We start from the raw sequence: 20,786 nt of genomic DNA, 5'->3' as shown, positions 1-20,786 counted from the left end.
GCCGTCGCATATTAGCCTTGGTGAGCGGGCATTGCTTGCTACGTGAAGCTGGCCTTGCCCCACCGGGGGTCGCGCGACCTGAGCGTCACGTATTGCAACTGGTCATGCGATTGCGCGGGAACTATCCTGCGCACTCGCGTACGATGCTTGGTGGGCAAGATCGCGGGGTAGCCGATCACCACAGCGCTCAGCTGATGCTCTGGGGGCGTCGCCGGTGCGTCGCGTCAGGGAGGGTGATTAGTGCGGCGCGAAGCGACTGCGCCCAACGGGGAAAGGCGGAATGGCGTTGACGTTGTTGGGCTTAGCGATCGGCTTCGGGCTGGCCGCCATCTATCCCTACCTAATATATCCGCTTTTGCTCCGCTTGTTGCCGCGCCGGCCTCTTCGGATCGATGACGCCGCCCCTCCGGTGAGCGCCACCCTCGTGTTTTGCGCCTACAATGAGGAACGCTCGCTTCCCGCGAAGATCGAGAACCTGCGCGCGATCCGCGCCATCGCGCCCGACGTCAAGTTCATGGCCTATGTGGATGAATCCACCGACGCCACCTTGGCGATCCTGAGCGCCGAAAAGGACCTGGTCGAAGTCATCGCCGCCAAGGAGCGGACGGGCAAGGCGGTGGGCATGCGCCGGCTGGCCCAGGAGGCGAAGACGGAGGTGCTGATCTTCACCGACGCCAACGTCACGGTCGAACCGGACTCGATCAAGCGGCTGCTCGCCTATTTCAACGATCCTGAGGTCGGCGGCGTCTGCGGCACCCTGATCTATACGAACGGCGCCGAGAGCGTCACGGCGCGCATGGGGTCCGTCTATTGGCGGCTCGAGGAGTTCATCAAGCAGGGCGAGTCCCGGTCGGGCTCCACCATGGGGGCCGACGGCTCGCTGTTCGCCACCCGCCGCGACCTCTATCCCGAGGTGCCGGGGCATCTGCTCGATGATTTCATCGTCAGCATGTCGGTCATCTTCGACAACCGGCGCCTGGTGAGCGCCGCTGACGTCATCGCCTATGAGCGGACGTCTGCGGTTCCTCAGGACGAGTTCCGCCGCAAGCGCCGTATCGCCTGCCGGGCCTACGCCAGCCACGTCTACCTCTGGCCGCAGCTCATCAAGATGCCGGCCGGCGAATTCGTGAAATACATCTCCCACCGGTTGATGCGCTGGTACAGCGGCTTCAACGCCTTGATCTGCCTGATCTTCGCCCTGCTGTTCGTCGGCGCCCAGTGGGGCGGCCTTGCGGCGTTCGCCTTGCTGGCGGCGGCGGTCATCACCTACGGCCTCGGCCGTCTCGCCAATCTGCCGCCGCTGAGCCACATGACCGAGGCGGCCACGGCCATCTATGCGGCCAGCCTGGGTCTGGTGGATGCTTGGCGCGGGAAGCGCTACCAGACGTGGCAACCCATCCAAACCCGCTGAGATCCGCCGCTTCGCCCGGGGCTTTCGTCGAGACGTGGTGGCGGCGCGGCCGGACCTGGGCGCCGCTGCTGGTGGTCGTGTTCGGCGCGCTGGCGGCGCTTGGCGCCAACGCCAGCCTCCCGTCGGTGCTGTCGGCCCTGGCCAATCTGCTCGTCTGCGGCTTCCTGCTCTGGACCGTGCGCGACGAAGCACGCGCCATTCCCAAGTCGTGGAAGATCAGCGCGATCCTTTTTCTGCTGGCCATCCTGATCCCCCTGGTCCGCCTCGGCCTTGGCGCGCCGCCGGCCGCGGCTCAGCCGCTCGCCGCCTTGGCGCTGGCGCAGGGCGGTTCGGTCGCGCCGGACCAGACGCTCGTCGAGATCGCCAAGCTGCTGGGGCTGGCGGGTCTGGTGGTCGCCGTGGCGTTCGCCGCGGCGAACATCCAGCGCGCGGTGACGGTGCTGCAGGTCCTTCAGGCCGGGGCGGTGGTCTACACCCTGGCGGCGCTGACCCTGTACCAGGCCGATCCGACCCTTATCCTGGGGAGCGAGAAGACCGGGCATTGGGAGCGCTTCACGGGGACGCTGCTGAACGCCAATGCGGCGGGCGCGGTCTTCGGCCTTTTCGCCATTCTCGGCGCAGGCCTGCTGCGCCGGCAGCTGTCGCTGCTGAGCGATCTGCACCCGATGATGCGGCGCTCACGCTACGCCGAACTGGCCATCCAGATCCTGGTGATCCTGCTGTTTGTCGGGGCCTGCGCCCTGACCCGCTCGCGCATCTCGCTTGGCGGACTGGCGATCGCGCTGGCCTTCCTCTCGCTGGGGGCGATCCCCCGACGGTTTTTCCGCAACGTGCGCGTCGGGCGCCGGATCGATCTCGCGGCCATGACCGTCGCGGTCGCCCTGATCGGCCTGCTCGGCGGTTCGGCCTTCATGCGGGGCGACTTCGCGCAGAACCTGCAGGGCCGGGTGGACGGCCTGGTCCACATCCTGCGGCTGACCCTGGAAGCGCCCTGGGGCTTCGGCCTCGGCAGTTTCCGGGTGGCGTTCGTGCACGAATTGCCGGCGGCGAGCGCGCCGGTGCTCTGGAACTACGGCGCGGCGCACAACAGCGTCCTGCAAGCCGCCCTGGAGGGCGGCTGGCTGTTCGCCGCCCTTCTTCTGTCCAGCATCGGGGTCCTGATTCTTCCGGCCCTCAAGGCGACGGCGCCGCGCGGAGGCCGTTCGGTGAAGCTGAGCCTCGCCGTGAGCCTTTTGCTGCTCGGCGCCATCAGCCTGACCGACATCGTGCTGAACGTCCCCGCAGCGGCGACCTTGGGCGCCTGTCTGCTCGGACTATTCGCCGCGACCAACACATGGGCCGAGACGTCCGCCCCCGCCGCGGTCGGCTCCGTGTCCTAAAGGGCGGGGGAGGGCAGGCCGAGCGGCGTGGCGATCGGCTGATGTCCAGCTTTCGGAGCTAGGAGCTGCGAAGCCGCAGCCGCGCGGCGTGCGAGGGCGCCGCAAGGTTCAGGAAGATCGACTCGAACTGATCGGCGACGCGTTCGACGTCGAAATGCGCCTCGGCGTACAACCGGCCGTGCTGACCACAGGCGTGGCGATGCGGTGCGTCGGTGTAGAGCTCGGTGGCGGCGGCGAGGAAGGCGGTTTCGTCGTCCGGCGCGGTGACCGGGCCGGCGTCGATCGTCATCACCAGCTGGGCCGCCTGGTTCTGCAGTGGAGCGGAAAGCAGGATCGGCCGGCCGGCGCAGAGATAGGCCAGGACTTTCGATGGCACGGAGAAGCGACCCGCGTCCTTCTCCAGGACGCCGATCAGGACGTCGGCGGCGCCGAGGTAGTCGGGATATTCGGCGAAATCGATCAGCGGCAGCAGCTTCAGATTGGCGCGCGGCCGCTTGGCCACCATGGTCTTCAGCTCCTCCAGCCCAAGTCCGCTGGCCGCCACCACGACCGCCACGTCGGGGCGGTCGGCGAAATGGTCCGCCAGGGCCGTGAGAAGGGCCGGGTTGTGCTTCAGGCCCAGGGTCCCCGAATAGGCGAACACGAACTTGTCCGCGAGGTCGTGGCTCTGCGCCCAGGCATTCGACTTTGGCCGCTGCGGGATGTTGTCGAGCGGTCCCCAGTTGGGAATGGTGGTGACCTTTCCCAGGTCCACGCCGGTGCGCTGGATCAGAGGCCGAAAATCGTCGCTGATGACGACGATATGGTCGCTGGCCTGCAACTGCTGGCGCTCCAACCGCCCGTAGCGAGCGGCCACCATTCGGCCGAGGCCGAACCAGCGGGACGACAGCAGCTCGCTGATCGCGACGCTGTAGAAATCCTGGATCCAGTTGACGAAGGCCGCGCCGGCGCGGGTGCTCGCCGCCTGGATCTGGCTTTGGGCGTCGAGCGGCGTATTGCCCGAGATGACGACGTCGGGCGAAAACTCGGTGATCGCCTGGCTGGCGATCGCGCCATATCGGATGTCGCTGCGGTGCCGGCCGAAGAGGTCGCCCTTGTCGTAGGGTTGGTCGAGCGACAGCCCCTTGATCGTCAGGGTCTCTGGATCGTCCGGCAGCCGGTCGATCTGGCCCTTCGGACCCTGATCGCCGGCGAAATAGGCATGCAGAACCACATGGCCGCGGCGGGCCAGCGCGCGAGAAAGGTCGAACTGAAAGGGGTGTCCGGCGTAGTCATGCACGAGAATGCGCACCGGTTCCCCCGCCCGTTGATCTGTCGCGCGCGCTGGGCCGCTGGCCAACTCACCGGTTTCGATGAGCGTTCTCAAGCGGCGTTTCGCAAAAGCTGCTGTTCGATCCAGGCATAGGTCTTTTCCAGCCCTTCGCGCAGCGGCCTCGACGGCGCCCAACCCAGCTTCTCTTGAATCAGCCGATTGTCAGAATTGCGACCGCGGACGCCGACGGGACCGGGAATATGGTTCTTCTCGATCCGCTTGCCGGCGATGTCGGCGACGACGTCCACCAGGTTGTCGATCGTGACCATTTCCTCCGAACCGATGTTGAACGGACCGCTGAGATCCGACCGCATCAGACGGATGGTGCCTTCGACGCATTCCTCGACATAGAGGAAGGAGCGGGTCTGCTTGCCGTCGCCCCAGATGTCGATGGCGTCGCCGCTCTTGGCGCTGGCGACCTTCCGACAGACGGCGGCGGGAGCCTTTTCCTTGCCGTCCTTCCAGGTGCCTTCCGGGCCAAAGATGTTGTGGTAGCGCGCCACCCGGGTCTGCATGCCGTAATTGCGGCCGTAGGTCAGATAGAGGCGCTCGCTGAACAGCTTCTCCCAGCCGTACTCGCTGTCAGGCGCGGCGGGGTAGGCCGAGGATTCGGCGCAGTTGGGATTGTCTGGGTCTTCCTGGTTGTAAGCGGGATACATGCAAGCGGAGGACGAATAGAAGACCCGCCGGATGTTGCGCTTATGCAGGGCGTCCAGGACGTTCAGATTGATGGTCGCCGAGTTGTGCATGATGTCCGCATCATGTTCGCCGGTAAAAATATAGCCGGCGCCACCCATGTCGGCAGCGAGTTGGTAGACCTCATCGAACGGACGATCGATCACCGAGCGGGCGAAGCCTTGGTCGCGGAGATCGCCAATAACGAAGTCATCAGCCTCTGTTGCGGCGTGCTCGTGGAACTTCAGGTCCACGCCCCGAACCCAGAACCCCTCCTGCTTAAGCCGCTTGACCAGATGCCCCCCGATGAAGCCCCCGGCGCCGAGAACCAGCGCTGTATGCATTCGCTACCTCCAACAAACGCGGCCATTCTAAGTAAGAGGCCCGCCGATCACAACGGACCGACGGGCGTTTGAACTCAAGTGTCGTGATTTTTTGCGTCACAAGCTCGCTGCGAGGCGCCATCAGCGCCTGTGACGTGCGGCCAGCCCCGAAGGGCCGCCCCTTCCTCAGGCGTGGAGGAAGCCCATGCTGGTGGCGACCAACTGGCTCGGCTGGACCCCGAGCAGCGAGATCGATTCACCTGTGGAGAAGTGGATCAGGGTGTCGGCGCCGCTGGCGACGACGGTCGGCTTCAGGCCGGCGTTGAGGAAGTTGGACAGGTTCAGCACGTCGGCGCCGTAGCCGAAGTCGGTGATGACGTCGTGGCCGTCACCCTTGTTGAAGGTGAAGGTGTCGGCGCCCCAGCTGCCGGTGAGGAGATCGTCGCCGGCCCCGCCGATGATGGTGTCTGCGCCCCCCATGCCATTCAGGGTGTCCGCGCCCGCGCGGCCTTCGATCTGGTTCGCGCCGCTGTTGCCCAGGATGACGTTGTCGAGCGTGTTGCCGAAGCCGACGGCCCGGCCCGCGCCGGTTAGGGTCAGGTTCTCGACGTTGGCCGCGAGGCTGTGGCTGAGGCCGGTGACGACCGTGTCCACGCCGCCGCCGACGAGCTCCACGATGACGTCTGCGTCGGCGATGTAATAGGTGTCGTTCCCGGCGCCGCCGATCAGGCGGTCGATGCCCGCGCCGCCGTTCAGGGTGTCAGCCCCGGCGCCGCCGGTCAGGGTGTTCGCATAGGCCGTGCCGACGAGGTTGAGGCCCACGATCGGCGCGATGACGACAGGCTCCACAACGACGGGCGCCACGACCACCGGCTCCGAAACCACCGGAGCCGTGACGGCCTGATCCGTGGTCGGGGCCGGGGCGGCGGTGACGGGCGCTGTGACCGGAGCGGCGTCCAGGCTGTAGGCGCGGATATAGTCGACGGCCATGGTCGGCAGGATGGTCCCCGGGGCGATGTCGCCGGCCCAGTTGCCGCCGACCGCATAGTTGGCCAGCATGTACATCGGCTTTTGGGCGCCGGCCGGCGTGGCGACCTGCGCGACCTCGGTCCCGTCGACGTACCAGGTCAGGGTCTCCGCCGTCCAAAGCAGGCCGTAGGTGTGGAAGCCGTTGGTGAGGTCGGCGACGTAGCTCTTGAAGCTGTCGACCGTCCAGTGCGCGCCGTCCGGACCGTAGTGCACCGTGTTGTGCACCGTGTTGGTCTCGCCGACGTACTCCATGATGTCGATTTCGGCGGTGAAGGAGCCGTCGGCGGGCAGCAGCCAGAAGGCCGGGAAGGCCCCCCTGGCGTCGGGCAGGTCGGCCCGCATCTCGAAGTAGCCGTACTTCTGGGCGAAGGTGCCCTTGGTGGTCAGCAGCCCTGAGGTGTAGTCGAGGTTCCACAGCGTCGACTTCAGCGCGTCCGGCGTCGGGGCCGCGGTGATGGTCAGCACCCCGTCATTGATCGAGAACGGATTGAGCCCGAGCGCGGTCGTGCCGGTCCCGGCGAACAGCGGGTCGACATAGGCCTCCTGCTCGCTGACGATGTTGTGGGCCGACATGGTGACGTAGCGGTCCCAGGCGAAGCTGGTGGCCCAGGTGCCGCCGCCGGCGCTCTTGGTCTGCAGCGACAGCGCGTTGAACTCGTCGGCGAAGGTCATCTTCAGCTTCGAGGGATCGATCCCGACCTGGAAGTTGTCGGCGGTGAAGGCCGAGATCGACGTGTTCTTGAACAGGATCAGGTCGCTCGACGACAGCTTCAGCAGCACGTCTGACCCGGTCTGGGTCATCGCCGCCTTGACCTCGGCGAAGCTGGTGAAGTCGTAGCCGCCCAGCCGGGCGACGTCGCTGTCGGTCGCGCCGGTGTGGAAGTTGTAGACGATGTCCTTCCCGGAGCCCTGGTCGAACAGGAAGGTGTCGTTCTTCCCGAAGCTGACGATCACGTCGTCGCCGCCCTTGGCGTCGAGGGTGACGTTGGCGGTCGCGGCCTTGACGATGTTGGCGCCGTCGTTGGCGATCCCGAACACCGGGGACCAGCGGGCGTCCATCGTCAGGTTTTCGATGTCGTTGGTCAGGATTGTATCGACCGTGGAGATCGCGGTGTCGACGCCGGCGCCGCCGCTGAACCTGTCCTTCAGGCTGTTGATCCCGAGCGTGTCGTCGGCGATGCCGCCGACGAGGACGTTGCCCTGGCCGTTGGCCATCAAACGCGTCGCCGTGCTTCCGGCCGTGATCGTCGCCGTGCCGCTGGCCCAGATCGTCGTCTTGTAGGCGGCGCTGTCCGAAAGGAAGGCGCCGCTATAATTCGTGTAACCGGAAGCCATGGTTGCGTACTCGCATTTGGACCTTGGCCCATGATTTGCGGTCAGTTCATTAACGAGCGAAGGCTCCGGAAGGATAACGGGAGTTAATCTGTGTATATGAATGAATAATACCGAGGTTATCCGAGTGAAAGCTCGGGTTCTCGCATGTGCTTTCAAGTCCAGATCTGCGGCATTCTGACGTACAGGCGTCGATGCGGGCGTGGCGTCAACGACGCGACGCTTTGCAGCTGGATGGCCTGGGAGCCGCCTTCGTGGGCGGGCGATAGGCGGCGGCGGCCGCGCGCTGCGAACGACGCCCAATCAGGCTTGGCGGCCACAGCCATGGCGCGGCGCGTTGCGAGCGCGCGGCCTCGGGCGAAGGCGGGACGGCTGAGGGCTTTTGTCGCAACCCCAGGCTGTCGTCGCGGTCCTGCTCAGCCCTCGGGCGTCAGGGCTGCGCCGAACCGAAGGCGGCCGGACACCCGTCCGCCCCCGGTCGTATCGATCTGGAACACGGTCGTCTTGATGGGGCCGGCCAGGTGCATCACCTCGATGCGCTCGGCCTCGCCCCGCGGCGTGCAGAAATTCTGCGCCGTGGAATTGAACAGCGGCAGCGCGAGGTCGCAGATCCAGTTGTAGGTGGCGGGCAGGAAATGGGTGTCCAGCCGGTCGAGATAGACGGCGGCGTTCAGGCCGAACTGGTCGTGGGGGGCGGCCTGGCCGGTGCGGTCGAGCGCGCGCTGATAGCGCCGGCGCCACCGCTCCCAGTGCGGCGCATCGGCCCGCAGGGCGAAGACGCCGTTGTTCACGTGCGGCTTCAGGAGGAGGCGCAGGCCGTTGATCGGGCCATAGCCGAGGACGAAATGCTTCGCCTTCCAGAGAAACAGGTCCATCCGGAAGCGGTAGTTCGGGGCGTTCTCGCGGACCAGGGCGCTGCCGTGCCGGGTCGCGTCGCCCACGAGGGTGCGCGCGGCGGAGGCGCTCTGCACCCAGGTGTCGGCGTCCATCCAGACATAGGTCCGCCGGCCGGGGAAGTTCTCGCGCAGGAAGGGACGGGCCAGGTAGCCCAGCTTCGACGACAGGTTTTCGGTGATGCCGTGCCGAAGTTCTGTGCGCGGCTGCACGGTGATGACGCCCTGACCGGCCAGCCATTCGAGCTGATCGGAGGCCAGTCCGAGGTCGTAGACGCCGATTTCCAGGCCAGGTCCGTTCGCCGCGCGCAGCGCCGTGACCATCTCTCTTAGGAGATCGAAGAACTTAGCGTCCGCGCCGCTGACTACGATCGCACCCTTGTAATCGTCTTCGCTCGCGGTCGTCATCTCGGCCCCTGATTTGCGGTGCGGACAATGGCCTTTGTGGAGGGCTGGATCAATGGTAGCTCCGCCGCTCGCGGCCTCGGGACCGGTCCCTGACTGGATTTCTAGAACGCCGCGGCGCGCCGAGAAAGTCTGAGGAGCGGCCTTGAGCACCTCGAAAAGTCCCCGCTCGGCGGCATGGGTCGTCGCCGACACCGGCGGGGTCACCCTGCTTTCCATGGCCACCATGCTTCTCATGGCGCGCGCCATGGGGCCTGCCGACTTCGGCGCCGCAGCCCTGGCCATCGGCCTGATCCAGGTGGTGAACCTCTACGCCGAAGGCCTGCTGCACGACGCGCTCATCCAGAAGCAGGACACCGACGACCAGGCCTTCAGCCAGGCCTTCTGGTTCGTCCTGCGGCTCGGGCTGGTGATGGCGGCGGCGGCCGCAGCCGCCGCCTTTGTCTTGCGCGACACCCCGGTCGGCCTGGTTGCGAAGCTGAGCGCCCTCGCAGCGATCTCGCTGCCGTTCAGCGGCATGGTGGGGGTGATGAACGCCCGCCTGCGCCGCGGCTTCGACTATCGCGTCGTGGCGATCCCTTCGGTCGGCTCGAAAGTCCTCGGCAGCCTGATCGGCCTGACCCTGGCCTTCAGCGGTTTGGCCGCCTGGAGCCTGGTCATCCAGTATGTGTGCGGATTCGTCCTCCAGGCCGGCGGACTGCTGCTGGCGGGCGGTTGGCGGCCGTCGCTGGCCTTCGGCGCCAAGGCCCTGCGCCCGTTGTGGCGCTTCGCCCTGCCGATGGCCTTCATGCACACCCTGGTCGGCGCGCGCCTGCAGGCGTTCACGACTCTGGTGGCGGTGTGGGGCGGCCTGCCCACCGCCGGCGTGATCAACATGGCCTTTCGCCTGACGGTCACGCCGCAGACCGTCCTCAACACGGCCATCGGCAATATCGGCCTCCCGCTGCTCGCGAGGAATCAGGGCGACCGCGAGGAACTTGCTGCGGCCTTCCGCAGCTTCTCGCACTTCGTGGCGATCGGTCTGACGCCGGTGTTTCTGGGCCTGGCCGCCTGCGCCGACACCCTGGTCGACGTCCTGCTCGGCGAGCGATGGGCGGCGAGCGCCGGCCCCGTTCGGCTGATGGCGATCGCTGCGGCGCTCTATCTGTTGCGCCTGCCGAGCTCCATGCTGCTGCGGGCCCTGGGCAGGGTGCGCTACTCCGTCGCCAATGCGGTGACGCACCTGATCATCACCCTGGGCCTGATGGCGCTGGTGCAGCCGCATTCGCCGATGCTCGCGAGCCTCTTGTGGTGCGCCCCGCTCGTTCCGCTGATTCCGGCGACCCTTTATGTCGTGCGCCGCGAAACCGGGCTGTCCTACGTCGCCCAACTCGCCGATGTCCTGCCGGCGGTGGTCGCGGCCGCGGTGATGGCGCTCTGCGCCGCGGGTCTCGCCCGGCTGCAGGGAATCGGCGTGCCGGCGCCCGTCACCCTGGCCGCGCAGATCTCCGCCGGCGGGGTGATCTATGCGGCGCTGCTGCTGTTGCTGGACCGGCGCGCCCGCGAACTCGCCGTCCGGCAGCTGGCCGCGCGGCTTCCCGGCGCCTTCCGGCGCGACCCTACATAGCCTCTTCGGCCTGGATGATCGCGAGCTCCAGGGCGTATTGCGCCGCCGGATCGCGCGGCCTGGCCCGCAACTGATCGAGCAGGTCGGGCTTCACGCTCGACAGCCAGATGATTTCGTCCAGCGCCCTGCGTCGGAGGCTTCTCGGCGCCGCTGACCAGTGATTGAGCACGTAATCTATCCGGAACCCGGCGCCGGTCGGATCGTAGGGCGCGGCCTGGTAGCTGATCGCCAGGGTGGCCAGAGCCTGCCGGGAATCGTTGGGCGAGGCGTAGGCCTCGATCTGGGCCAGCCGCGACCAGTTGGCCGCGAGCAGCGGATTTCGCGCCAGCGACTGACGGACCTGCGCCTCGGCTCGCGACAGAGTGGGGTCGGAGGCGGACTGGGCCTCGGACTCGCGGAATGCGCGCACCTCTGCGGCGGCTATCGCCTCGCTGGCCCGCGCGGGGCAGGGCGACAGGCAAGGCGCAGGGTGCGGCGCAGCGGGGCCGCCGGTCTCGAGCTGGCGCTGGATGCGATTGACGATGAATTCGGCGTTGGCTTCGCGCGCGGCGACCAAGCCGACGAAGGCGACCGCGACGATCCAGGCGCCCGTCGTCAGGCGCCGCGCGACGTCGGAGGACGAGGCGTGATTCCGTTTCCGGGCGCCCGCAGGCGTCCGGTTCTGGGCCTTGCAGCGGGGCTGTATCGAGCCGCCTGCGCGATTTTCGCTCACGCTACATTCATCCGAGATCGTGGTTGCTCCCCACAGGCCAAATCCGTGCTGCAACGCAAAATGGAACTTGGCCTGGCAAGCGTATTGCTTCAAATAGCAGAGTTGTTCACCCGGAGGTGCAGCCTTGTACCAGTTTGGCTCAAGCGAAGTTCGAGACGCCCCCCGTTCGGCTGCATTCGATCTGGGAATGAAAGATATTCCGATCGCGTTAAAGTCGGATAGTCCGAAGTCGGAGCATACGATCGACGCTACACGTATTCTCGACGTCGTTATCGCAGCGACGGCGTTGGTCTTCTTCGCACCGCTTATGTTGCTGACCGCGCTGATGATTAAGCTGCAGGACGGTGGCCCAATCTTCTTCGGCCACACCCGCCTCGGGCGCGGCGGACGATCCTTCAAATGTTTGAAGTTCCGCTCCATGGTTGTGGATGCGGAAGAGCGTCTTCACCGGCTCCTGGATCGGGACCCGGTGGCGCGCCAGGAATGGGCCGCGGACCAGAAATTGCGGGTCGATCCCAGGATCACCGCGTTCGGCGCCCTGCTGCGGAAGTCGAGCATCGACGAATTGCCGCAGCTGTTCAACGTGCTGCGCGGCGAGATGAGCATTGTCGGCCCGCGACCGATCGTCCAGGCGGAGGTCGTTCGCTACGGCCGCGCCTACCAGCGCTACTATTGCGCGGTGCGTCCGGGCATCACCGGCCTTTGGCAGGTGAGCGGCCGCAACGACGTCTCCTATCGCCAGCGCGTGGCGCTCGACGCCGTCTACGCGCGCTACCGCTCGGTGGGCCTCAACGTCTCCATCATTCTGCGGACCATCCCCGCAGTCCTGCTTCGCAAAGGCTCCTACTGAGGCTTTGCCCGCCGGCCTGGCCGGCGCGGGGCGTCGCCCCGAACATTCCGGGACACTGAACCCTCGTTCAAACCGCGCCGCCCAGTCCCTGCTGGGCGGCGCGGTGCGTTATGTCGCATTGTTTCAATTGTAAATAAAACTGCAAGTTGTGGGGCCTTAGCCTGGTCCGGTCGGATCGGGCAGTGTGAGCCCCTTCGCGGAGTCGCGCCAACATGTTCCTCAAATCCTTTGTCGGAGCTTCGGCGATCCTGAAGCGTGCACATGAATATTGCGGGAAGCATATTCTGTTTGCAGCCGTCTTTAGCGCGTTCATAAACGTCCTCTATCTTGCACCGACACTCTATATGTTGGTGGTCTACGATAAGGCCCTGCCGACACAAGGGCATGGAACACTTCTGCTCGTCAGCGCAATTCTTCTGCTGGCTCTCGCAGTTCTTTCGCTTCTGGACTGGATGCGGACTCGCCTATTGGTGCGCATTTCCGGCCGACTGGAGCGCCACATGTCGGCGCAGGTGCTCGAGATCGCCATGGGCGATCCGCGCATCACCCATCGCCGGCGTCTGCAGGCCATCCGCGATTTCGACGTCTTCCGGCAGGCGATTTCGGGGGGCGCGCTGCTCGCCATCCTCGATGCGCCCTGGGCGCCGATCTTCCTGCTGGCGGCCTTCGCCCTGCACCCGATGCTGGGCGGCGTGACGCTGGTCGCGATGATCGCCTTCGTGCTGCTTGCGATCGCCAATGAGCGGGCCACCGGGCCCGAGATCGCCGCGGCGTCGGAAGCCGCGACGCGGACCTATGCGACACAGGATCACGCCGTCGGCCACGCCGACACCCTCCGGGCGCTGGGCATGGTCCGGCCGATGGTCAACCGGCACGTGCAGGAACGGTCGGGCATGATCAACCTGCAGATCTACGCCAGCTTCGTCGGCGGCGCCTATGTGACCTGGACCAAGTTCCTGCGCATGGCCCTGCAATCCGGCGCCCTCGGGCTGGGGGCGTGGCTGGCGATCAACCACGAGATCTCCGCCGGCTCGATCCTGGCCGCATCGCTGCTGATGACCCGGGCCCTGGCCCCGGTCGAGCAGATCGTCGGCGGCTGGAAGAGCATCGTCCAGGCGCGGACCGCGGGCGCCAACCTTGAGGCTCTGTTCGACTCCGCCGGGATGGTTGCGGGCGAGACCGAACTGCCGCCGGCCAAGGGCGCCCTGCGCTTCGAGGAGGTTTCGGCCAAGCCGGCCGAGAGCGACCGGCTGGCGATCACCAAGATCAGCTTCGAAATGCTGCCGGGCGAGGTGGTGGCGGTCGTCGGGCCCAGCGGGGCCGGCAAGTCGACCCTGGTGCGGGTGGCCGCCGGCGCGGCGCAGCCCGCGAGCGGGATCGTGCGTCTCGACGGCGCCGACCTGCAGATCTGGCCCGCCAACGCGCTCGCCGCTCACGTCGGCTATCTTCCGCAGGACTTCGTGCTCTTCCCGGGGTCGGTGAAGGACAATATCTCGCGCTTCGCCGCCTTCGCCGGCGGGACGCCGCGGGAGATCGACCGGGCCGTCGTCGCGGCGGCGAAGCTGATCGGCGCGCACGAGATGATCCTGCAGTTGCCGCGTGGCTATGACACGGAGATCGGCTTCAACGGCCTGGGATTGTCGGGCGGTCAGAGGCAGCGGGTGGCCTTGGCGCGCGCCGTCTACGGCTCGCCGAGCCTGCTGGTGCTGGATGAGCCCAACGCCAATCTCGACACCGAAGGCGAACTGGCGCTGTCGGCCGCGGTGATGGAGTTGCGCCAGCGTGGCGTCTCGGTGCTGATGGTCGTGCACCACGGGGCGATCCTGCGCTGCGCCAACCGGGTGATGATCCTGCGCGACGGCGAGCTTCAGGCCATGGGGCCGGCCGATCAGCTGTTGCGCTTCGCCAATCCCCCGGGGGAATCCGGGGCCATCGCTGCGCCTCCGGCGCAGGTTCCCATGCACAATCAAGGACGGGTCTGATGTCGGTGCAGGAATTGGTCAAACCCTCGGTCCGGCTGATGGAACGGCCGGTCGACGATCCCACCCCGGAGATCCGCATCGGTCTCGCGGTGATCGCGGTCTTCTTCGTCGGCTTCCTGGGCTGGGCGGCGCTCGCGCCGATGGACGTGGCCGCCTTCATGAGCGGCGCCGTGGCGGTCGACGATGGTCCCAAGTCCGTCCAGTCGCGTGACGGCGGCGTGGTCCAGGCGCTGTACGTCAAGGAGGGCGCCAGGGTGCAGAAGGGGCAGGTCCTGGTCGACCTGGCCAGCGGCGACGCGCGCCAGACCGTGCAGTCGCTTGCGGGGCGGACGATGGCGCGCCACGCGGAGCTCGCCAGGCTGGACGCTGAGCGCCGTGGGCTCGACGTGGTCGAGGCGTGGCCCGGCTTCGAGACCCTGACGGGCGAAGAGGCCGTGCTCGCCGCGCAACAGCTTGAAGTGGAGCGCGGTCAGCTCGCCACGCGTCGCGCCGCCGCCCGCACCGAGAAGGCGATGCTCGCTCAGCGCATCACTCAGGGGCGCCAGCAGGTGATCGCGGCCGAACGCGAGGTCGTGGCCCTCGGCTTCCAGAAGCGGGCGATCGGCAAGGAGCTCACCAGCATGCGCAGCCTGGAAGCGCGCGGATATACGCCGCGCATCCGGGTGACCGAGCTCGAACGGACCGCGGCGGCCCTCGAAGGATCGGCCGGCTCGCGTGAAGCCGACGTGGCTCGGCTGCACAGCGGCGTCGCCGAGGCGCAGCTGCAGATGGCGGACTTCGACATGCGTCGCGACCGCGAACTGGCCGACCAGATCCGCGCCGCCCAGGATGATCTGCGGGCGCTGGAGCCCCAGCTGGCGGCGGCGAAGGAGGTGCTGCGCCGGTCGCAAGTCCGCGCGCCGGTGGCCGGCCAGGTCTTCGCCAGCAAGGTCAACACCGTCGGCGGCGTGGTCGCGCCGGGCGAGGTCATCATGCGGATCGTGCCGCAGGAAACGGTGCTCATCGTCGACGCCAAGATCATGACGCGCGACTCGGGCGGCGTCACCAAGGGCCAGGCCGCGCGCATCAAGTTCCCGGCCCTGCACGACCAGAACCGGGCGCCGGTGGAGGGCGTGATCACCCAGATTTCCGCCGACAGCTACTCCGACGAGAAGAGCGGGGCGGAGTTCTACAGGGTGCAGGTGACCGTGCCGCAGGCGGAGGTAACCAAGTTGAAGCGCGAGATGGGCGGCCAGGGACTGTCAGTCGGCATGCCGGCCGACGTGACGGTCACGCTCAAGAAGAGAACAGCGCTGCAGTATTTCATCCAACCGCTCACGCAGCGCTTCGGCAGGAGCTTCCACGAGTTCTAACTCTGGACTGCTGGGTATGCTTAACTCGAAGCAACTGTATCTGCCAGCGCCTCGTTAACATATGGGTCATACTCTCCTTGTGACAGGAGATAAGCCCATGGCGATGAACGCGAAACGTAAGGCAGAAGCGCCGCTCGAAGTTCGCGGCCGTGCGCCCGCCCGTGAGGCGGCGTACGCGCCGCCCTCGATCGAGAACGGGGCCTTTGAGCTCCAGCGCCGGGTCAGCGAGGCCTTTGCCGAGGACGAGCAGCGTTGGTCGCCACGCCGCGCCCTGTTCTTCATGACCTCGGCCTCGATCGTCTGCTGGGGCCTGATCGGCGCCGGCGTCGCGGCGGTACTTCGATAAAAAAGCCAGGAGGAGAATTTTCTCCCCTGGTCCTATAGTCGGACTTATGTCCGTTGGCAGAGTAGTTCTGCCCCCCGAAGCGGCACCCCGTGTCTTAATATTTCATGTGGGCGACCTGCGGCAACCTGCAGCAGCGGTTCGCCTATATTCGACCATATTTCACGTAAGAAATAGAAACTTGATAATGGAGAATCGTAGGGAGCTGTTGCGTCATTGACGCGGGGTGCGACGCTTCGCCTATAGACGACGGGAAGTCTAGAGGTGTTGTCTACAAGTCTTCCATTGGGCGGGGGCCAAATGAGTGAGACGTTTCCATGACATTTACGGGCGTGTACGTCGGGTCCGATCCGAGTCTACTGACGAGCTTCGAGACTTGGCTTGGAAAGCCGGCCGATTCGGTGGCCATCCATACTGGGCGGGCGAACTGGACGGATTACCAAACCAGCATCGACTACAGTCTGAGGCTGTGGGCGAATGAGGGCCATGATCTGACATGGACCATCCCCATGTTCGCCAACGGCGCCACGCTGACGGCGGCGGCGACGGGGGCCTATGACAGCTACTACGTCGAGGCGGCCAAGAAGCTGGTCGCGGGTCTGAGCGGGACGGATCCGATCTACATTCGGACCGGCGAGGAGTTCAACGGAAGCTGGTTCCCTTGGGCGGCGAAGGGCAACGAAGCTGCCTTCGTCTCCACCTTCCGGCACTTCGTCGACGCCTTCCGCTCGGTGTCGGACCGCTTCCAGTTCGAGTGGAACGTCGCTGTCGGCGACAACGGCATGGATCCGACGACGGCCTATCCGGGCGACGACTACGTCGACATCATCGGGATGGACTTCTACTACAACTCGACGTGGGACGGCGCGAACCCGGACCCGCTCGCCGCCTTCAACAACATGGTCACCCGCAAGTGGGGCCTGCAATGGCTCGAGGACTTCGCCGCGGCCCATGGCAAGCCCACCGCCTATGCGGAGTGGGGCGTCGTCGGCGACAAGATGGGCGCCTACATCGAGAAGGCGGCGGAGTGGTTCAACTCCCACGACCCCCTCTACAACAACTATTGGAACTCCAACGCCTCGACCAAGGCGATGCTCAGCAATGAGCAGTATGCCTCCACAGCGGTCAGCTACCGCGAGGCGTTCGCCGGCTATATTCCTCCGGGCTCGCTCGGCGACAACAACTATGTCGCGACGAGCTCGTCGCAGATCTTTCCGGAAATCGCCGCGGGCGGCTTCGACACGGTCAAGTCGGCGGTCAGCTATCAGATCGGCGACCATATCGAGAGCCTGATCCTGACCGGCCCTTACTCGATCAGCGGGACGGGCAACGCCGACGCCAATACGATCACCGGCAACGACATGCCGAACAAGCTGTTGGGCATGAGCGGCGCCGACACTCTGATCGGCGGCGGCGGCAGCGACACCCTGGACGGGGGCAACGGCAACGACCGGCTCGTCGGCGGCTTGGGCAACGACACCTACAACTACGCGTCTGGCGACACCATCGTGGAGAACGCGGGCGAAGGCTACGACACCATCATCTCGTCCTTCACGGTGAACACGCCGGTCAATATCGAGGTGATCCGCCTGAGCGGCAGCGGCTACGCCGCCGTCGTCGGCAACACCGGTGACAACTCCATCGTCGGCAACTACCAGCCCAACGGCCTGTACGGCGGGGCGGGGGCCGATACGATCGACGGCGGCATGGGCGCCGACACCATCGATGGCGGGGCGGGCCGGGACGTCCTGACGGGCGGAACCCAGAACGACCTCTTCATCTTCACCGCGCCCGGCGACACCGCGAGCGCGGCGCCCGACCTGATCAAGGACCTGGCGACCGGGGACAGGATCGACGTCAGTCGTTTCGACGCCAACACCAAGGTGACGGGCGACCAGGCGTTCGTGAAGGTCGCGGCCTTCACCGGCGCGCCGGGGCAGGCCATGGTCGCGTTCGACAGCGGGACGGGGATCTCGACCGTCAGCTTCGACACCAATGGCGACAAGGTGGCCGACAGCCTGTTCCAGATCACCGGGGATCAGCGCGCCTTCAGCGGCTGGATCTGGTAGGCGCCGCCGGTAGAGCCTTCCGTGGGCGCCGGCCGGTCCGGCGCCCACGGCCCGACGCCGGTGTAGGCCTTGGCCGGCGCCCGCAAGAATCCTGAAGCGACGAGCCTGTTCGGGCCTGATCACTCGATCTGACCCGGAAGGGCTCTACGCCTGGCCGTCCACGCCGGGCCGCAGGGCGAAGGCTCGCACGTAGTCGATCCGCAAGGCGGCTGGAAAGGCGCTCGGATCCTCCTTGTCGTTGCCGTCCCAGCCGCCGATGGCCAGGTTGAGCAACATGTACATGGGGCGGTGCAGGTGGTGACCGCTGACCGTCCGGACTTCGCGATGGTCGAGGTACCAGACCAGGCGTTTGGGCGTCCAAAGCAGGCCGTAGCTGTGGAAGTCGGCCGGGCTGGTGAAATTCTCCCGCGTCAGACTGCCGCCGTTCTCCGGCCCGTGGGCGGTGAACAGCAGGCGGTTCGGGTGAACGCCGACCCACTCGACCACGTCGATTTCGTCGCGCGGCGTCTTGGGGTCGTGCTCTTCCGGCAGCAGCCAGAACGCCGGCCAGAGGCCGCGGCCGCGGGGGAAGGCCATCCGCGCTTCGAAAAAGCCGTAGCGCTGACGGAAGCTCCGCTCCGTGGTCAACAGGCCGGAGGTATAGGGGAAGGGCGCCCCCTTGGCGACGAGACCGTCGGGGTAGGGGCTTCCGAACCTGGCGTCTGAGATCGTGCTGCGCTCGGCGCGGATCTGGAGGATGCCGTCGCGCACCTGGAACGGGTTCACGCCGTGCGTCGTGGGATCGGCGTAGAACTGCTTCTCTTTCGGCAGGCTGCGGGTGGTGGCGCTGGCGTAGTCGCTTTGATCGCCAAACCAATAGTTGGTCTTCCACCGGCCCTGCGGCGACGCCTCGGGATGATACAGCGAGAGCGGTCGCGCGAACTCATCCGCGAAGCTCGGCTTCGACAGCACGTCGCGCATCGGCGCAGCGCCGCCGGCGCAGGCCGGCAAGGCCAGGGCGCCTGCCAGGACGGTTCGGCGGGTCGGCGAGATCAGCCGCATGGGCGCCTCGTCCGGTATGGCGTCGATCGGCAGGGGTGCGCGTGCAAGTTGAAAGCTCTCCTTAAAGCTGCGACGTATAAGCGCAGCGTCCGCATCATCTGGCAAGCTGTGGAAGCCGTAAGGTGAAGCTGGCGTGAGACGTGTCTATAGCGGCGTTACATCTAGAGATACGCGATCTTTGACTAGATATTATGGCGGCGTTCACTCTGTGTGGGGACGTGCTTACCGGAGTTAACGATGCCGCTTAAGCCATAAGTCGCGCGCCATCCGACAAGATCCTGACAACAGTTTCAGGAGACAGTCATGTCGGATAATTTTGGTGTCTACGCCGGTAACAACGTCTACGACATATTGGCGTTCGAGAAGTGGGTCGGCCGCGAAGTCGACTCCGTAGCGGTGCACACTGGTCGGGCCTCCTGGACCGACTGGAACGGCAGCATCAGCTGGGCGATCAAGAATTTCAGTTCGCTCGACCGGGATGTGACCCTGTCGATCCCGATGTTCGCCAACGAAGGCAATCTCGTCGACGCGGCGGACGGCGACTACAACGGCCACTACTTGGCCGCCGCCAAGAAGCTCCTGGCCGCCTACGGCGACCAGGAGGTCATCTATGTCCGGGTCGGCGAAGAGTTCAACGGGGGCTGGTTCCCGTGGGCCGCCAAGGGCCAGGAGGCGGCGTACGTCGACGCCTTCCGGGAGTTCGTGACGACCTTCCGGGGCGTCTCGGACAAGTTCAAGTTCGAGTGGAACGTCGCCAACGGCGAAGCCGGCATGGATGTCGCCAAGGCCTATCCGGGCGACGCCTATGTCGACGTCATCGGGATGGACTTCTACTACAACACCGCGTGGGACAATCCGGACCCGGCCTTGGCCTGGAACAGCATGGTCACCCGCAAGTACGGGCTGCAGTGGCTCGAAGACTTCGCCGCGGCCCATGGAAAGCCCACGGCCTATAGCGAGTGGGGGGTGAATTCGGACGACGCCGGCGCCTTTATCGCCAAGGCGCAGGCCTGGTTCGCCAGCCACAACGTCCTGTACCAGAACTACTGGAATACGGACTCCGCCTTCCAGGGCAAGCTCAGCAGCGATCAGTACCCGCTGACGGCCGACGCCTTCCAGGCCGCGTTCGGCGTCGCGAGCAGCACGCCGACCACGCCGACGACGCCCATCCCGACCGACACGACCAATCTCGGCGCGGCGGCGGCGGGCGACAACATCTATGTGGCGAAGAGCTCGGCGTCGATCTTCGTGGAAGGGCTGAACGCTGGCCAGGACACCGTCAAGTCCGCCTTCAGCTACACCCTGGGCGCCAACGTCGAGAAGCTGACGTTGACGGGCGGTGCGGCGGTCAACGGGACCGGCAACGCGCTCGACAACTACATCGTCGGCAACAAGTCGGCCAACGAGCTGCGGGGCGGCGACGGCGCCGACACCCTGATCGGCGGCGGCGGGGCGGACAAGCTCTACGGCGGCGCCGGCGACGACAGCTATACGATCGTCTTCGGCTCCGAACTGGTCGTCGAAACCGCCGGCCAGGGCATCGACACCGTGTACAGCCCGAGCAGCTATACGCTCGCGGCGAACGTGGAGAATCTCGTCCTGACCAGCGGCCGCTCGGCCGGCTTCGGCAACGAGCTCAACAACCAGATCACCGGCACCACCGCCGCCAACCGGCTGGAAGGCCGCGTGGGCGCAGATACGCTGAACGGCAACAGCGGCGACGACACCCTCGTCGGCGGCAGGGGCGACGACCATCTGATCGGCGGCGCCGGCGCGGATCGTTTCGTCCTCGGGAAGCTCGAGGGCGACGACGTGATCCAAGACTTCGGCGTGGGCGGTCGCGACATGCTCGATCTCTCGAGCTTCGCGGTCGGGGGCAAGATCAGCGCCACCCTGTCCGCCAGCGGTTCTGATACGCTGGTGAGCTTCAAGTCGGGCGAGAGCGTCCTGCTGCTCGGCGTCCACGTGAACGAGTTGCAGTCCGTCTCCGGCGGCTTCATTCACATCTGATCGGCGAAGGCGCGCCCGGCCTGCAAATTCCTCAGGTCGGGTTCGCGCCCGCTGTCAACGCT

General features: G+C 66.3%; 15 protein-coding genes. 9 read left to right on the top strand and 6 right to left on the bottom strand.

Going from position 1 to position 20,786, the window contains the following annotated elements:
* The first annotated feature begins 409 nt into the window (after nt 1–409).
* Nucleotides 410–1,411, top strand: a complete 1,002-nt coding sequence (locus tag ACSQ2B_RS07690; protein ID WP_436048739.1) for a glycosyltransferase — start codon at nt 410–412, stop codon at nt 1,409–1,411.
* Nucleotides 1,387–2,790, top strand: a complete 1,404-nt coding sequence (locus tag ACSQ2B_RS07685) for an O-antigen ligase family protein (RefSeq protein WP_436048737.1) — start codon at nt 1,387–1,389, stop codon at nt 2,788–2,790. The genes ACSQ2B_RS07690 and ACSQ2B_RS07685 overlap by 25 nt, the downstream gene beginning before the upstream one ends.
* A 58-nt stretch (nt 2,791–2,848) precedes the next feature.
* Here ACSQ2B_RS07685 and ACSQ2B_RS07680 read toward each other — a convergent pair whose 3' ends face one another.
* From ACSQ2B_RS07680 to ACSQ2B_RS07665, 4 genes are all read right to left on the bottom strand, one after another.
* Nucleotides 2,849–4,081 carry a glycosyltransferase family 4 protein gene (locus ACSQ2B_RS07680; protein ID WP_436048735.1) on the bottom strand — a complete coding sequence of 411 codons (1,233 nt, stop codon included), beginning with the start codon at nt 4,079–4,081 and terminating at the stop codon, nt 2,849–2,851.
* A gap of 71 nt (nt 4,082–4,152) precedes the next feature.
* Nucleotides 4,153–5,121 (bottom strand): NAD-dependent epimerase/dehydratase family protein, encoded by a 969-nt coding sequence (locus ACSQ2B_RS07675; protein WP_436048733.1) that lies wholly within the window; start codon nt 5,119–5,121, stop codon nt 4,153–4,155.
* Between the two features lie 165 nt (nt 5,122–5,286).
* Nucleotides 5,287–7,464 carry a family 16 glycosylhydrolase gene (locus tag ACSQ2B_RS07670; RefSeq protein WP_436048731.1) on the bottom strand — a complete coding sequence of 726 codons (2,178 nt, stop codon included), beginning with the start codon at nt 7,462–7,464 and terminating at the stop codon, nt 5,287–5,289.
* Between the two features lie 413 nt (nt 7,465–7,877).
* Nucleotides 7,878–8,762 (bottom strand): hypothetical protein, encoded by an 885-nt coding sequence (locus tag ACSQ2B_RS07665; protein ID WP_436048729.1) that lies wholly within the window; start codon nt 8,760–8,762, stop codon nt 7,878–7,880.
* Nucleotides 8,763–8,904: 142 nt separating this feature from the next.
* Between ACSQ2B_RS07665 and ACSQ2B_RS07660 the strand changes: the two genes are divergently transcribed.
* Entirely contained in the window at nt 8,905–10,365 is a 1,461-nt protein-coding gene (locus ACSQ2B_RS07660; RefSeq protein WP_436048727.1) for an oligosaccharide flippase family protein, read from the top strand.
* Here ACSQ2B_RS07660 and ACSQ2B_RS07655 read toward each other — a convergent pair.
* Complete coding sequence (locus ACSQ2B_RS07655; RefSeq protein ID WP_436048725.1) at nt 10,358–11,077, bottom strand: hypothetical protein; 720 nt, start codon at nt 11,075–11,077, stop codon at nt 10,358–10,360. The two genes, ACSQ2B_RS07660 and ACSQ2B_RS07655, sit on opposite strands and share 8 nt — an antisense overlap.
* Before the next feature lie 124 nt (nt 11,078–11,201).
* On the opposite strand from ACSQ2B_RS07655, the gene ACSQ2B_RS07650 reads away from it, so the two are divergent.
* From ACSQ2B_RS07650 to ACSQ2B_RS07630, 5 genes are all read left to right on the top strand, one after another.
* Nucleotides 11,202–11,927 carry a sugar transferase gene (locus ACSQ2B_RS07650; RefSeq protein ID WP_436048723.1) on the top strand — a complete coding sequence of 242 codons (726 nt, stop codon included), beginning with the start codon at nt 11,202–11,204 and terminating at the stop codon, nt 11,925–11,927.
* Between the two features lie 212 nt (nt 11,928–12,139).
* Nucleotides 12,140–13,909, top strand: coding sequence for a type I secretion system permease/ATPase (locus ACSQ2B_RS07645; protein ID WP_436048721.1), 1,770 nt, complete (start codon nt 12,140–12,142; stop codon nt 13,907–13,909).
* A complete protein-coding gene (locus ACSQ2B_RS07640) occupies nt 13,909–15,261 on the top strand; it encodes an HlyD family type I secretion periplasmic adaptor subunit (RefSeq protein ID WP_436048719.1) in 1,353 nt (450 codons plus the stop codon). Before ACSQ2B_RS07645 ends, ACSQ2B_RS07640 begins: the two co-directional genes overlap by 1 nt.
* 97 nt (nt 15,262–15,358) lie before the next feature.
* Nucleotides 15,359–15,607, top strand: coding sequence for a hypothetical protein (locus ACSQ2B_RS07635; protein WP_436048717.1), 249 nt, complete (start codon nt 15,359–15,361; stop codon nt 15,605–15,607).
* Between the two features lie 398 nt (nt 15,608–16,005).
* A complete protein-coding gene (locus ACSQ2B_RS07630; protein ID WP_436048716.1) occupies nt 16,006–17,673 on the top strand; it encodes a M10 family metallopeptidase C-terminal domain-containing protein in 1,668 nt (555 codons plus the stop codon).
* Nucleotides 17,674–17,817: 144 nt separating this feature from the next.
* Here ACSQ2B_RS07630 and ACSQ2B_RS07625 read toward each other — a convergent pair whose 3' ends face one another.
* Complete coding sequence (locus ACSQ2B_RS07625) at nt 17,818–18,714, bottom strand: glycoside hydrolase family 16 protein (RefSeq protein WP_436048715.1); 897 nt, start codon at nt 18,712–18,714, stop codon at nt 17,818–17,820.
* A gap of 303 nt (nt 18,715–19,017) precedes the next feature.
* Between ACSQ2B_RS07625 and ACSQ2B_RS07620 the strand changes: the two genes are divergently transcribed.
* The gene (locus ACSQ2B_RS07620; RefSeq protein ID WP_436048713.1) at nt 19,018–20,724 is read left to right on the top strand and encodes a glycosyl hydrolase; all 1,707 of its coding nucleotides are present in this window, start codon (nt 19,018–19,020) and stop codon (nt 20,722–20,724) included.
* Nucleotides 20,725–20,786: the final 62 nt, after the last annotated feature.

This window comes from Phenylobacterium sp. LjRoot225 (assembly GCF_964252855.1).
GTDB lineage: Bacteria > Pseudomonadota > Alphaproteobacteria > Caulobacterales > Caulobacteraceae > Phenylobacterium.
Note: the sequence above shows the minus strand (reverse complement) of the source record. Positions and strands in the feature narration are given on the sequence as shown.

Excerpts from the sequence above, each read along its gene's own strand:
- ACSQ2B_RS07675 (WP_436048733.1), bottom strand. The coding sequence starts at position 5,121 with ATGCATACAGCGCTGGTTCTCGGCGCCGGGGGCTTCATCGGGGGGCAT.
- ACSQ2B_RS07670 (WP_436048731.1), bottom strand. The coding sequence starts at position 7,464 with ATGGCTTCCGGTTACACGAATTATAGCGGCGCCTTCCTTTCGGACAGC.
- ACSQ2B_RS07665 (WP_436048729.1), bottom strand. The coding sequence starts at position 8,762 with ATGACGACCGCGAGCGAAGACGATTACAAGGGTGCGATCGTAGTCAGC.
- ACSQ2B_RS07645 (WP_436048721.1), top strand. The coding sequence starts at position 12,140 with ATGTTCCTCAAATCCTTTGTCGGAGCTTCGGCGATCCTGAAGCGTGCA.
- ACSQ2B_RS07640 (WP_436048719.1), top strand. The coding sequence starts at position 13,909 with ATGTCGGTGCAGGAATTGGTCAAACCCTCGGTCCGGCTGATGGAACGG.
- ACSQ2B_RS07635 (WP_436048717.1), top strand. The coding sequence starts at position 15,359 with ATGGCGATGAACGCGAAACGTAAGGCAGAAGCGCCGCTCGAAGTTCGC.
- ACSQ2B_RS07625 (WP_436048715.1), bottom strand. The coding sequence starts at position 18,714 with ATGCGGCTGATCTCGCCGACCCGCCGAACCGTCCTGGCAGGCGCCCTG.
- ACSQ2B_RS07620 (WP_436048713.1), top strand. The coding sequence starts at position 19,018 with ATGTCGGATAATTTTGGTGTCTACGCCGGTAACAACGTCTACGACATA.